This window comes from Pedobacter antarcticus, from assembly GCF_900112985.1.
In the GTDB taxonomy this organism is placed as follows: domain Bacteria; phylum Bacteroidota; class Bacteroidia; order Sphingobacteriales; family Sphingobacteriaceae; genus Pedobacter; species Pedobacter antarcticus.
Window position 1 is genome coordinate 58,674 of the sequence record NZ_FONS01000015.1, and the last position, 13,683, is coordinate 72,356.

The 13,683-nt window shown below is 40.7% G+C and carries 10 protein-coding genes; 6 read left to right on the top strand and 4 right to left on the bottom strand.

What is annotated here, in order from left to right; all coding sequences use genetic code 11:
• Positions 1-289: 289 nt before the first annotated feature.
• Positions 290-2,080 carry a M61 family metallopeptidase gene (locus BM192_RS19530; protein WP_037442877.1) on the bottom strand — a complete coding sequence of 597 codons (1,791 nt, stop codon included), beginning with the start codon at positions 2,078-2,080 and terminating at the stop codon, positions 290-292.
• A gap of 144 nt (positions 2,081-2,224) precedes the next feature.
• Between BM192_RS19530 and BM192_RS19535 the strand changes: the two genes are divergently transcribed.
• From BM192_RS19535 to BM192_RS19550, 4 genes are read left to right on the top strand one after another with little or no spacing between them, the layout of a single operon-like run.
• A complete protein-coding gene (locus tag BM192_RS19535) occupies positions 2,225-3,301 on the top strand; it encodes an efflux RND transporter periplasmic adaptor subunit (protein ID WP_037442869.1) in 1,077 nt (358 codons plus the stop codon).
• Positions 3,302-3,311: 10 nt separating this feature from the next.
• Positions 3,312-6,425 carry an efflux RND transporter permease subunit gene (locus BM192_RS19540; RefSeq protein ID WP_037442867.1) on the top strand — a complete coding sequence of 1,038 codons (3,114 nt, stop codon included), beginning with the start codon at positions 3,312-3,314 and terminating at the stop codon, positions 6,423-6,425.
• A gap of 10 nt (positions 6,426-6,435) precedes the next feature.
• Entirely contained in the window at positions 6,436-7,749 is a 1,314-nt protein-coding gene (locus BM192_RS19545; protein WP_074589783.1) for a TolC family protein, read from the top strand.
• Between the two features lie 17 nt (positions 7,750-7,766).
• Positions 7,767-8,621: an N-acetylglucosamine kinase gene (locus tag BM192_RS19550; RefSeq protein WP_037442865.1), complete on the top strand. Its 855-nt coding sequence runs from the start codon at positions 7,767-7,769 to the stop codon at positions 8,619-8,621.
• A gap of 6 nt (positions 8,622-8,627) precedes the next feature.
• On the opposite strand, the gene BM192_RS19555 is transcribed toward BM192_RS19550, so the two are convergent.
• A complete protein-coding gene (locus BM192_RS19555) occupies positions 8,628-9,119 on the bottom strand; it encodes a GAF domain-containing protein (RefSeq protein WP_037442863.1) in 492 nt (163 codons plus the stop codon).
• Between the two features lie 187 nt (positions 9,120-9,306).
• Positions 9,307-9,504: a hypothetical protein gene (locus BM192_RS19560; protein ID WP_037442861.1), complete on the bottom strand. Its 198-nt coding sequence runs from the start codon at positions 9,502-9,504 to the stop codon at positions 9,307-9,309.
• A 407-nt stretch (positions 9,505-9,911) separates the two neighbouring features.
• Here BM192_RS19560 and BM192_RS19565 point away from each other — a divergent pair, with 407 nt between their 5' ends.
• Positions 9,912-12,431 carry an NACHT domain-containing protein gene (locus BM192_RS19565; RefSeq protein ID WP_070808220.1) on the top strand — a complete coding sequence of 840 codons (2,520 nt, stop codon included), beginning with the start codon at positions 9,912-9,914 and terminating at the stop codon, positions 12,429-12,431.
• 13 nt (positions 12,432-12,444) lie between these two features.
• Here BM192_RS19565 and BM192_RS19570 read toward each other — a convergent pair whose 3' ends face one another.
• Positions 12,445-13,350, bottom strand: a complete 906-nt coding sequence (locus BM192_RS19570; protein ID WP_262497185.1) for a PAS domain-containing protein — start codon at positions 13,348-13,350, stop codon at positions 12,445-12,447.
• A 39-nt stretch (positions 13,351-13,389) separates the two neighbouring features.
• Between BM192_RS19570 and BM192_RS20805 the strand changes: the two genes are divergently transcribed.
• The coding region (locus BM192_RS20805; protein ID WP_139218471.1) for a hypothetical protein at positions 13,390-13,683 on the top strand (294 nt) is incomplete at its 3' end.

Sequence of the window (13,683 nt, forward strand, 5' to 3'; positions counted from 1 at the left end):
TGAGTCTTGCTCGGGTCTTGTTCGGGTCTTGTTCTTAGTTACCGCAATTTTTCACTATAGTTAACCTATCCTTAGCCCATCGTTAGCCCGAAATTTATTGTGTAGTATTGAGAAAAAGAAACAATTTGACCTGTCTTTATTCGTAGCATGCTAGAATATGGTCTTAGTGTTGGTGCTATGGAACCCGCAGGAGCGTAGTTATAAACTAAATTCTATTAAAGCAAAACGCCGGCCTGTTTTATGGGGCCGGCGTTTTGCTTGATTTTTAGTGTTTTTTGAGATCAGGGTTTTATACACCTGTCCAACGTTTCCAGACAGCTTTTTGGGCTGCTGTAGCTTTTGGATTGAGTTCTGCACTCAATTTAACGTTAGGGCTGGATTTCAGTTTAATGCTAAAGTCTTTTTCCAGGCCGTCACGAAGTACTTTAATTTGGATGATGTCTCCAACTTTTTTGTTCTGGACAATCATCTGATTAATATTTCTTTCTGCGGGCAAGCCATCAATGCTGATGACTTCATCATTGACATTCAGGCCATCGGTCCAGGCAGCAGAGTTTCTGGATACTGAGCTAATAAAGTTCCTACCTTCTATGATTCTGTTGGAGATGCCAAGGTATGGAATTTGTTTTCCTGCATTTTCATCTTTAATTGTGATGCCTGCATAAGCCAGGTACTTCTGATATTCGATTGGTGCTGTACCGTAAATATATTTGCTGTAGAAATCTGTCAGGCTAATGCCGCTGATCTTTTCAGCCATAGCCTTAAATTCAGCGTCAGTGTATCCTTTACCTTCAGCTTTAACTTTCTCGTACATAGCCTTCATTACGTCGTCAAGGCTTTTCGCGCCTTTGGTGGCCTGAGCAATCTCAATGTCCATTAGTAAGCCGATTAACTCCCCTTTGCTGTAATAGGAAACGGTTGTGTTTGCGGAGTTTTCATTCGGTCTGTAGAATTTGATCCAGGAATCGAAACTGGCTTCTGAAGCACTTTGAATTTTTGCACCGGGTGTGTTCACAACTGCAGTGATTGCATCTGCCAGTGTAGAGACAAACTCCTGGTTCGTCCACAAACCAGAACGGAGCATCAGCTTATTCTCATAGTAAGCTGTAAATCCCTCTGAAATCCAGAGGTTAGTTGTGTAATTTTCGTTTTCGTAATCAAACGGACCTAATGCTACCGGACGCAGACGTTTCACATTCCATAAATGATAATATTCGTGCGCAACCAGGTTTAAGAAGCCTTTATAACCTGCTTCTGTAGTATAGGCATCTCTGCTTGCACCCAGAACGGTCGAGTTCAGGTGCTCCAGTCCGCCACCGCCACGCTGGAAGTTATGTACGATGAAAGTATAATGCTTATTTGGATTTTCACCATAGATAGCTGTGCCCTGTTCCACAATTTTAGCCATATCAACCTTCAATTTCTCTGCATCATAATTTCCGCCGCCATACATTGCAACTTCATGTTTTACACCGGCAGCCGTAAATTCAAAAATATCCTGATTACCAATTTCAATCGGGCTGTCGAACAGTACGTCATAATCTGAGGCAGTATAAGTAAATTTCTTTCCTGCTACCGGCTCCAGGCCTGTAGACACTTTAGACCAGGTATGAAAAGGCACAACCTGCACAGTGCTCGACGATGCCAGGCTTCCATCCGGATACATAAAGATTCCGGTTGGAGAAATGAATGCATGAGAATCATCTACAAATGAGGTTCTTACAGAAATTTCAAAAGCATAAACACTGTAATTAACTTTAAGGTTCTTCGCTCCCGAGGTATATACCCTCCAGGTATTCTTATTAATTTTTTCTGCTTTAAGTGCCTTGCCTGCAGCATTAGCCTTAAAACCTTCTACATTTTTCGCAAACTCACGGATCAGATAAGAACCCGGCGCCCATGCTGGCATCTTCACATCTACAAACTCTTTACTCAAACCCGAAAGTTCCATTTGTACTTCCGCATAATGTGCTTGCGGCTCCTTAAAGCTCAGTTCGTAATTAATTTTTAACTGCGCTTTTGCAGCAAAAAAAGGGGAAAGGATCATCATCATTCCCAAAGTCAATTTTCTCAACAACATATTTGATTCTTTTGCGGCAAATTTAAAACATATGCTAATGCCGGCCATTTAAAATAAATAATAAGCTGTAACATACTTAATACAAGCTCCGGAGGAGAACTTATTTGAATATTTTTGTTTTCTCATACTTCCGTAAAATCAATTATGAAACTTAAATATCTTATTTATACGCTGCTTGTTGCTGGTGTCGCTTATCTCATCTATTACCGGATTTCCGCTAATCAAAAAATAGGTGCGTCTTCTAATGGAGGTGGTGCATCCGGTGGTAAAGCCCCTGCCCTGAATGTAACGGGTGTCGTTGTTCAGCCTGCTCCTTTTGCCGATAATCTGGAGGTGACAGGAACAATAGAAGCGAACGAAGCGGTCGCATTGCAGTCAGAAGTTTCAGGTCTGGTAACCGGAATTTATTTTACTGAAGGTGGTCAGGTTACGAAGGGTTCTTTACTCGTTAAAATTAATGACAGAGATATACAGGCCCAGTTGCAGGAATCACTAACTAAACAAAACCTGTCTGCAACTAATGAAGGTCGCGCCAGACAATTGCTGGATAAAGGGGCAATTAGCCAGGAGGAATATGATACCGCTCTCGCAGATCTGAAATCTCTGCAGGCACAAGCACAACTGATTCGAGCGCAGCTGGCAAAAACCAGTATCCTTGCACCTTTCAGCGGAAAAATAGGCTTAAGATCAATCTCACAGGGGGAATATATTACTCCGACCACCATCATCGCAAATTTACTGAATACCAACCCTGTTAAAATCAACTTTTCGGTTCCTGAAAAATATATGGCGCAAATTAAAAACGGCGCAACCGTTACTTTCCGTACCGATGGTTCAAACCATATGTATACTGGAAAAGTATTTGCCATTGAACCGGGCATCAACTCACAAACGAGAACTCTTCAGATCAAGGCTTTAGCCCAGAATGCACATCAGGAATTACGTCCGGGGTCTTTTGCGAAAATATCACTTACATTGGATAAGATTGAAGACGCGATTATGATACCTAACCAGGCTATTATCCCGGTACTGAAAGGTAAAACAGTTTTTATAACTAAAAATGGTAAAGCAAAACAGGTAGAGGTACATTCCGGAACACGGACGGACCAGAATATCCTGATAACTTCAGGCTTAAGCGTAGGTGATACCGTGCTAACCTCCGGAGCATTATCCTTGAAAGATGATGCAGCTGTTCATGTTACACTGGTTAAACAAAAATAGCACCTGACAAATGAGTATTTCAACCACAAGTATAAAACGGCCGGTTCTGGCCATTGTAATGAACCTGATGATCCTGCTTTTCGGGGTTATCGGTTACAATTTCCTTGGCGTAAGGGAGTACCCCAATATCGACCCAACGGTTGTATCGGTAAGAACTTCTTATCCGGGAGCAAATTCAGATATTATTGAATCGCAGATCACCGAACCCCTGGAAAAGGCGATCAACGGTATCGATGGGATCCGGAATATTTCTTCGTCCAGTAACCAGGGAACAAGTAACATTACAGTCGAATTCAATCTTGATAAAAACATAGAAGAGGCAGCTAATGACGTTAGGGATAAGGTATCCCAGGCGAGCCGCTCACTTCCAAAAGATATTGACGGTAATCCTGTAGTAAGCAAGGCAGATGCGAACTCCGATGCGATTATTACCATGACCATCCAGAGTGATCAGCGTAATCAACTTGAATTAAGTGATTATGCCGAAAACGTCATCGCCGAAAGAATTCAGACAATTCCCGGAGTCAGCGGCGTACAGATCCAGGGACAAAAGAAATATGCTATGCGTATCCGGATCGATCCGGGTAAACTGTCGGCCTATGGTTTAACTTCCCAGGATATTGTTGCTGCACTGGATAAAGAAAACGTGGAGCTTCCATCAGGAAAAATTACGGGTGCCAATACGGAGCTAACGGTTAAAACTTTAGGAAAACTGACTAACGAAAGTGAGTTCAACAATCTTATCCTTAAAAATGACCTGAATAACGTCATTAAATTAAAAGACGTAGGATACGCAGAATTAGGCCCGGAAAATGAGGAAACCATCCTGAGAGAATCTGGAAAACCAATGGTTGCTGTAGCCCTGATTCCACAGCCGGGAGCTAACTATCTGGATATCTCCAAAGAGTTCGAAAAACGTTACGAACAGTTAAAGGAAGAAAGTCCAAAAGATATCACATTGAATATCTCTCTGGACAATACCCGGTTTATTAAAAGTTCGGTAACAGAAGTTGCCGAAACAATCTTACTTTCCCTGGTACTGGTAATCTTAATTATTTACCTTTTCTTCAGGGACTGGGCAATTGCATTCCGGCCTTTGATCGATATACCGGTCTCTCTGGTATTCACCTTTTTTATCATGTATATTTTCGGTTTCTCGATCAACGTATTGAGTTTACTGGCGATTGTACTGGCAACAGGCCTGGTGGTGGATGACGGGATTGTGGTTACGGAAAATATCTTTAAAAAGGTCGAAGAGGGCTATTCACCTTTCGAGGCAGCGATTAAGGGTGCAAACGAAATCTTTTTTGCCGTTATTTCAATTTCAGTAACGCTTGCCGCTGTATTTCTTCCGGTTATTTTCCTGCAGGGATTTGTCGGGCGGCTTTTTCGGGAATTCGGAATAGTCATCGGGGCCGCAGTACTGATTTCAGCATTCGTTTCGCTCACGCTTACACCGATGCTGAATGCTTACCTGATGAAAAGTACGGGCCACGTAAAATCACGTTTTTATAACTGGACTGAGCCTTATTTTGTTGCATTGAATGATAATTATGCATTAAACCTGGAGAAGTTCCTGCGTAAGAAGTGGCTTGCCATTCCTATTCTGGTTGCCTGTGTCGGACTGATTGTATTGTTCTGGAAAGTGCTGCCTAAAGAAACGGCTCCTTATGATGACCGAAGTGCTATCAATATGAATATTACGACTCCTGAAGGTTCATCTTACGATTATACAGATGAATTTATCATGAAGATCGCTAAAATGGTAGAGGATTCTGTTCCGGAGAAAAAAGTATTAATTACCATTACTTCTCCTGGTTTCGGCGGATCGGGTGCGACCAACAGTGGGTTTGTGAGAATGGGTCTGACAGATCCGGGGGACAGGGACCGTTCGCAGGAAGAAATTGCTGCACAGCTTACCCGTATCACCAAAAAATATACAGAAGGTAAAGTACTGGTTACGCAGCAGCCAACGATTTCTGTTGGGCGCCGTGGCGGTCTGCCGATCAGTTACATAATTCAGGCACAAAATTTTGACAAACTGCGAGACAAAGTACCTCAGTTTATGGAGGAAGTAAGCAAGGATCCTACTTTTACAGTATCCGATGTGAATCTGAAATTCAATAAACCTGAAATCAACCTGACTATTGATCGTGATAAAGCAAGGAACCTCGGCGTTTCGGTAACAGATATCGCACAAACTTTACAACTCGGACTAAGCGGGCAGCGTTTCTCTTATTTCTTTATGAACGGCAAACAGTATCAGGTAATCGGACAGTTTGACCGCGGAAACCGTAAAGACCCGCTTGACCTAAGCTCTGTCTACGTGAGAAGTGATAAAGGCGAGCTCATTCAGATTGACAACCTTGTCTCTTCTAATGAAGAGAGCAGCCCACCACAGCTCTACCGAAATAACCGTTTCATAGCAGCTACGGTATCGGCAGGTCTTGCACCCGGTAAAAGTATAGGAGATGGTATTGAAGCCATGGACAGAATCCGTGACAAAGTTCTGGATGAAACATTCTCGACCGATTTAGGTGGTGAATCAAGGGATTTCAAGGAAAGTTCTTCGAATACGATGTTCGCTTTCGGATTAGCTTTATTATTGGTTTATCTGATTTTATCTGCTCAATTTGAGAGCTTTAAAGATCCAATTATTATTATTCTTACCGTTCCTATGGCTGTCGCTGGTGCATTTCTGTCGCTATGGTTATTTGGCCAGAGCTGGAACATCTTCAGTCAGATCGGAACAATCATGCTGATTGGTCTGGTTACCAAAAATGGTATTCTGATCGTGGAATTTGCCAATCAGCTTAAAGAAGAAGGAAAAAATGTGCAGGAAGCAATCAGAGAAGCTTCAGTTTCCAGGTTACGGCCTATTCTAATGACCAGTCTTGCTATTGCAATCGGTGCCTTACCAATTGCCCTCGCCCTTGGTGCAGCTGCGAAAAGCAGAATGGGTATGGGTATTGTAATTGTCGGTGGAACTACTTTCTCCCTGGTACTTACCTTATTTGTAATTCCTTCGATCTATTCTTACTGGTCTAAAGAACACAAACAGAACACAGAGCTGGAGCGCTCTTTAAAGGCAGCCCTGGAAGAGGATGAAAAATCTTCAGTTTAATATGAGCAAGATGAGCAAAAAAATATTTCAGATTCTGCTGGTTATGGCTGTTTTCGGCTTTCAGCAATCTTATGCCCAGGATACCCTGAGTCTGCGGGACGCGATTACGATCGCACTGCAAAACAACTATGATATCCGTCTGGTACAAAATCAGGTGGAGATCGCCAAAAACAATAATAATGTAGGTAATGCCGGAATGTTACCCAATCTAACCGGAAACTTCAGTAAAGGAGGTGGCAGGCAGAATTCTGTGCAAACACCCGCCACCGGACCAGAAAGAAAAGTTGATGGTGCCAGAAGTACTAATATGAACTATGGTGTGGGTCTGGGATGGACAATTTTCGATGGCTTACAAATGTTTGCCAATCATGACCGGCTGAAAGCACTGCAGCAACAGGGAGAGATTAATGCAAAGGCGACTATCTTAAGTACGATATCAGACGTCGTGTCTGCCTACTATGCTATTGTGAGGCAGCAAAAACTTGTTGTCGCTACAGACACTGCGCTGGATATCTCCAGGCTGAGAGTTACGATTGCGAGCAACAAACTAAAAATCGGACGTGGTTCAAAACTGGATGTATTAACTGCACAGGTAGATTACAATACAGACACAACAACCTATCTGCAGCAGATCAATATCCTGAGAACGTCTAAAATAACTTTGAATGAGATTATGGCCAGGGACCTGAAAACCCCTTTTGTAGTTGGAAATAATCTCGATATAGATGAAGGACTCAAATATGCAGAGCTGGACAGGATGACCCAGGAACTCAATCCTAATCTCCAGAGCGCAATGGTCAGCAATAAAATCGCTGCACTAAATCTAAAAGTTGTTAAAGGCCAGCGCTATCCGGTAGTTGCTTTGAACGGCGGATACGAATTTTCCAACAGCACTAGTCCTACGGGCTTTAATCAGAAGTTCAGAGCTAATGGAATGACATATGGTGTTACAGCTAACCTGAACATCTTTAACGGCTTCCTGCAGCGGCAAAACGAGCGTAATGCGAAAGTAGAGATTCAAACAGCAGCTCTTACACTCGCACAGACCCGCCAGACGGTAAATTCAATGTTACTGTCCAGCTTTGAGAACTACAGAACTAACCTGGACCTGCTCAAAGTGGAAACCGGCAACACAGAACTAGCCAGACAAAATCTGGATATTACTTTCGAAAAATACAGGCTCGGCAGTATCACGCCGCTTGAGCTCCGTGAAGCTCAGCGTAATTCAATCAATGCGATTACCAGGTATCTGGACGCAAGATACCAGGCCAAGCTTACAGAAATCAGCCTGAAAGAAATCAGCGGAACTTTAAATGTTCAATAATATGTTTAATTTAGGACATGATTTTAGTTGCTGACAGCGGATCGTCTAAAACTGACTGGAGAGGTTATCACCAGGGGAATATTATCAGTTTTGAGACCAAGGGTATCAATCCATATTTTTTAAATGCACAGGATATTTTCAAAATTCTGTCAGAGGTGAAAGAATTGGAAAATCTGAGAGACCGGGTCAGAGAAATTTATTTTTATGGCTCTGGGTGCTCTTCTCCTGACAAGCACGAGGTCGTATCGAATGGACTATCATCGTTCTTTACCAGCGCTTTCATTTGCGTGGAGAATGATCTGATTGGTTCAGCTTATGCAACATGTGGAGACGAGGAAGGTCTGGTCTGTATCCTTGGAACAGGATCTAATGTTTCTTACTATGACGGCGCAGCCACCCGGGACGGCAATCATGGATTAGGCTACCTTTTGGGAGATGAAGGTTCCGGAACTTATTTCGGTAGAAAAATGCTATCCAGCTATTTATATGGCCAGATGCCAAAGGAGCTTAGTCTGCGCTTCAAAGAGATGTACCCTATTGAAAAAGAGGAAGTCATTACCGCTGTCTACCAGCGTCCGTTTCCCAACACTTACCTGGCTACTTTCAGCAGGTTTATGGCAGACAACCAAAATCATCCATTTATTCATACTATACTGGAAAATGGATTTCAGGAGTTTATAGATGTGAATATCAAAGATTTCAAGGACTATGAAAGATTAACCTGCCATTTCGTGGGCTCGATATCCTGGTATTATCAGGACATACTGCGTCAAATAGGAGCAAAAAATAATCTTCATATCGGGCATATCCTGCAAAAACCAATTGAAGGGATTTTCCAGTACATCTTGAAAAGAGAAGGTTTGCCCGCTTAGTAATACCTACTGCTGGCCGATGGCAGTGCCCGGAGAGTTATTTCTTCTCAGAGCATTTATTTCTATACCGACAGCATCTGCAATTTCATCAAGTTCGAATTGTTCTTTACTGGTAAAATCCTTTGTTTGATAATCGATCAGGCACAGCATGCCTATGATCAGGCGTTCTTCTGAATAAACAGGTGATGTCGCGTAAAACCGGATTCCCCTCTCTGCAGCAAGTAATGGGTTGGTTAGCCGGATAACTGCTTGTACATCATCAGACATTAATGTAAAGGCATCTTCTCTGAGTGCTATAACAAACGAATTAGATGCTTTTTGGTCCTGGGGGCCTCTTTCTATTCCGGAATTAACAAAATTAATGATCGCTGCAGTCATTCCAAATTTAACTGCAGCGCGCTCAGCTAAATTCTCAAAAAATTTATTGTTCAGATTAGATTGAATCCGATACCCCCCGGCATAACCTGCAGAAAGATTAGAGTTTATGGTGTAATTCATAGTAAATTTCAATACTTGTGCAATTATTATACCCTAATAAAAACATTGTCTTAAAAATATTACATAACACCGTCTATTATCGTCTAAGAACTGTAATATTTTCGATAGGCTATTTTCAAAACATTATAGCAATTATTTGGTTCATAGACGATATGCATCATTTTCCACATTATGGGCAATTTTTGCTTTACATCTTATCCGATACTTCCTGGTAACGGATAAATTGCCAGTTAAGCTTAACATCGCGCTCAAAAAAAACTTTAAAACTGGAATTTGGAGGCAGGGTGAAATGAAAGGACAGCGTAGTTTCTTTCTGATCTTTTGGTATAAATCCGGGTAACAGTGTGAGGGCTATTGATTCGATCTGGTCGGCAGTATGCTTCATAATTTTAATTTATCAGGCAAAATTAGCTTTTTCATTTTCTTTAAACGTATAGGAGAAAATTGCTTTTGCTTCAGCAGTAAAAAAAAGATAAATCACGTTCCCAGGCTTAATATATTCTAAAGGTTAAGGAACTGTATTCTTCATGTTCCTTTTGTTCATTAAACATAAGGAAACTAAGAGTTAAATTTGTTCATTTCATTCATTATTCATTCGGAAACATATAATATAGCGCTCATAGTTAAATAATTAACCTATTAAGTATAAATTAGTAGATGTTCTTATAGAATGACGGATAAATATTAAATACCTCTTGTTCATTTTAAACACATATGTGTATATTGGTTTCCATAATACGCCATTTATTATCTAATGGCTAAAGAATAAATATCAAAAATTATCACTCTTGTATGGAATACGGTCAACAACTCAATGAGCTAAAAGGCTTAATTCTCTCCAAATGCGGAATACGGTATGTCACGCCCGCGGATTGTAAAAGGATCTCAATAGAAATTAGTAGAGAGCTCAACAAAAATGTAAGTGAGACTACTATTAAAAGACTATTCGGATTTGCAGTCGTCAAACATAAATTCTCAAATTTCACCCTCACCACCCTCGCGGATTTTGTAGATATGGCTAAGGTAACCGAATTCATTATTCCGGAAGCTGAAAAATGTGCTATAGAATTTAAAAGTTTGAGAGAGAAAGCAAGTAAAATAACTCAGTTTACATTAAAGACCATAAAAAACAGGTCAGGAATTCCATATCAATATACAATCAGCAGAGACTACGCTGTAAAAGATTTTGAAAGATTCTATCAGAACGAAACCATTTTCACCAGCTTGGTTTCACAGCCTGGATATGGCAAAACAATCTCATTAAGTCACCTGGCTGAAGAGATGTTTTATGCAGAAAAAGCTCCTTATAAAGAATCGACAGTTTTATTTTTAAAGGCCTATAATTTCTTCAGTAAAGAGCTGGCAAGACTTCATATAGATGAACTGCTGCAAGTTCATTTACAGCTGAACGACAAACAAAATATACTCGACTACATAAATAAAACCCACGAGATTAATAACAGTAAATTTGTTCTCATTATTGATGGTTTTTCGGATATGCCCGTGCTCAAGGAAGATCTGTTCGGCATATTTGATAACCTGATCAACCTGATTTGCGCCCTCGAAGATTATAAGAATATCAAGCTGATATTAAGCATGCGGTCCACTACCTGGACTCGCTTTTACGACAGGATCCGGCATTCTTCCTTTCTAATGGACCATTGGTTTCCCGGGCAACATTACAACGCGAATGAGATGAATAATGTACCTGCATTCTCAGAAAAAGAAGTTGACGCAATCGTTTCTAAACTGAACGAGCAACAAACAGTTTTAATTAGCCCCGCACTGAAAGCCCAACTTAAATATCCCTTCCAGATTCAATTGTATTATCAGCTGAAAGAGGAAAATCCTGATTTCAGCTATTACTCAAACATCACATTTTTCGAACTGGTATCGCGCTTTATTAAAGAAAAAATTTATCATTCAAACTATTATACTGAAAAGATTCTCTTCCTGAAAAAAATCATTAAACTAACCAATTACGGAAAGAACGCTAAATCCGTTGAGAAAGATAAGTTATTCAGTGAATTATCGTCGTTCCGTAACGCTTATATGGAACTCATTGCAGATGGTATTTTAATGGAGGAGAAAAGTGCAGATGAATCCCACCCTAAGGAGTATGTGCGCTTTCTTCACCCACATACATTTGAATATTTTTTATTTGTTGAGATTCTGGAAAAATTCAATCTTCAAACCAACAGCGGGTTTTTCAATTTCATCAATAAGGAATACGAAGGAAGCAACGTCAGGTTCCAGCTTTTGCAATGGACTGCCAGATTTCTGATTATCACCAACAATTTCAACGGGTTGCGTCAATTGCTTGAAATAGACTTGGTGAGTTTTGAACTGAATTATCTGCTACTTTTTGTAGCTGAAGAAATTAAATACAGGTCAAAATCTGATTCTGCTTTGCTGGAAACACTGGAAAAGCAGAAATTCCATGACTATGTGATCTCCAAGCTCAATAATTTTGACTTCATTGACTCCTGCTATAGAGAGTCTATTCTTGCGTTCATTAGCATCACTAAAAACCAGGACCACCTGATTACGTATTACGCTATTTTGGGGATTATCGATTTTTGCCGTCTTGATAAAGTGTCCATCAAGAACAATATCGAAATATTAAGTAATTATGAGGATTCAACTTGGATGTTTCATCCTGCACGCTCATTACAGGTTATTCTTGCTATTCTGAATGGTACACCTGTTAAAGATCCGACTCTGCTGCAACAAATAGCAGATCTGAAAAAGGGAAAAAACCCGTTTAATATCGAAAAAGGCCAGATAATGAATACAAAGGTGTGTATCGGTTATGTCTATCTGCTATTTATCAACCTGCTTACAGGTGATCCTGAATCTGGTGCAGATATGTTACAGGAAATATTAAAGATACACGCTGAGGACAACAGAGGTAAAACTGTTTTCAGCAATTATTTGATATTCCTTTACGGGTTGTTTCTTGCACAGTCAAAGTCTGTTAAATATATCAGACAGGGTGAAACTCTTATTGAGGAGTATCTGCAGAAAAAAGACATGCGTTTAAGCAGATATCAGGAAGCTATTATATCAATGTTGAAGGCACAGCAGGCATACTCTAAAAAAGATTACGTGCGTGTGTTAAGCTATTCTGCAGATGGACTTGCTATGTTTAGACGTAATGACATTGCTTTAAACCCTATTATGATTTATAACCTCCTGATCAAAGTTTATTCGGATTTAAAAAATTATGGAAAGGCGCAGGAATACACACTGGAAAAGATGGAGTTAATTAATAAATGCCAGATTGATCAAAAAGTTTTCGCTAACTTTTAACTAATTGGTTAATTCAGCTGTCGTGCGATGGGGTCTTATCGGCTATATTTATAATAATAGCATCCAGTTCTTTCGCTGAGTTTTCCAGATGCAACAACAATTCTTCTTTATCATCGCCGGGTTCGAAATTCTTAAGCAAATCGACTAGTCCCATGACCCTGGCAAGTGGCGCCCGCACCAGATGAGATTGTATCCAGGCAATTTCCTTAAATTTCTTATTCTGCTCCTCGATTTCTCTCAGGTGCATTTTATTCTGGGTGATATCCCGTTGTATAGATATCCAGTGTGTCACCTTGCCGCTTTCGTCGGCGATGGGTGCATTACTCTGGCTAACCCAATATTCCTTCCCCTGCTTGGTATAGTTGATTACCTCGATCTCACAGGGTATCTTATTCGCTATCGCCGCACTGAGTTTTCTAATTTCATCCCTGTCTGTTTCCGGCCCTTGTGATATTCTTGGAGAGGCACCTAACAGTTCATTTTTATGATACCCCGACATACGGGTAAATGCTTCGTTGACATAAATAATGGCCTGACCACTGCCCTCTACATTGCCGGTACAGATTAAAACGGCATCTGTAGCATTAATTACAACTGATTCAAGCAACCTTGACCACTCTTCTTCCTGTTTACGCTGGGAGATGTCTTGCATACTACAAATCATCCGGACAGATGCTCCCTGGCCGTCGAAGACCATAAAACCACGGTCAAGTACAAATTTATATGACCCGTCCGAACAGCAAAATCTATATTCTTCCTTCCACCTCGCAATCCGGTTTATAATATGCTGTTTCATGTTATGTGTAACACGCTCCCGGTCTTCAGGATGAATCTGATTTGCCCACCATTCACTGCTGGTGGTATTTTCAATAAGGTCTTTATAACCAAAGATTCCCTTAATCCCTTTATTCCAGTGTATTGTCCATTCCTGAAAAAGCTATACACTATAAAACAGTGTATGGAAAGAGAAGAAGAGTTGTTCTACTCAGAAAGAACGAGTAAAAATCAGAAGTTTGACAAGCGATTGATCGCTCATGTTGTTAAGCTGGCCGAAGAAGGGACGCCCCGGAGGGATCTGATAAAGACTTATAAAATGACCGGAGAAACCCTTGGGATGTGGTTGGACAAGTACAGTTCAATTTTGCATAAACGCAAGCTTCACAGTACTGCAGAAAAACGATCGATTGTTCGAGCTATCCATGGGGGGATGAGTATAAAGGAAGCCGTTATCGTATACAATATCAGCTCAAGG

Excerpts from the sequence above, each read along its gene's own strand:
- BM192_RS19550 (WP_037442865.1), top strand. The coding sequence starts at position 7,767 with ATGATTTTAGTTGCTGACAGCGGATCGTCTAAAACTGACTGGAGAGGT.
- BM192_RS19565 (WP_070808220.1), top strand. The coding sequence starts at position 9,912 with ATGGAATACGGTCAACAACTCAATGAGCTAAAAGGCTTAATTCTCTCC.
- BM192_RS19560 (WP_037442861.1), bottom strand. The coding sequence starts at position 9,504 with ATGAAGCATACTGCCGACCAGATCGAATCAATAGCCCTCACACTGTTA.
- BM192_RS19540 (WP_037442867.1), top strand. The coding sequence starts at position 3,312 with ATGAGTATTTCAACCACAAGTATAAAACGGCCGGTTCTGGCCATTGTA.
- BM192_RS19530 (WP_037442877.1), bottom strand. The coding sequence starts at position 2,080 with ATGTTGTTGAGAAAATTGACTTTGGGAATGATGATGATCCTTTCCCCT.
- BM192_RS19555 (WP_037442863.1), bottom strand. The coding sequence starts at position 9,119 with ATGAATTACACCATAAACTCTAATCTTTCTGCAGGTTATGCCGGGGGG.
- BM192_RS19535 (WP_037442869.1), top strand. The coding sequence starts at position 2,225 with ATGAAACTTAAATATCTTATTTATACGCTGCTTGTTGCTGGTGTCGCT.
- BM192_RS19545 (WP_074589783.1), top strand. The coding sequence starts at position 6,436 with ATGAGCAAAAAAATATTTCAGATTCTGCTGGTTATGGCTGTTTTCGGC.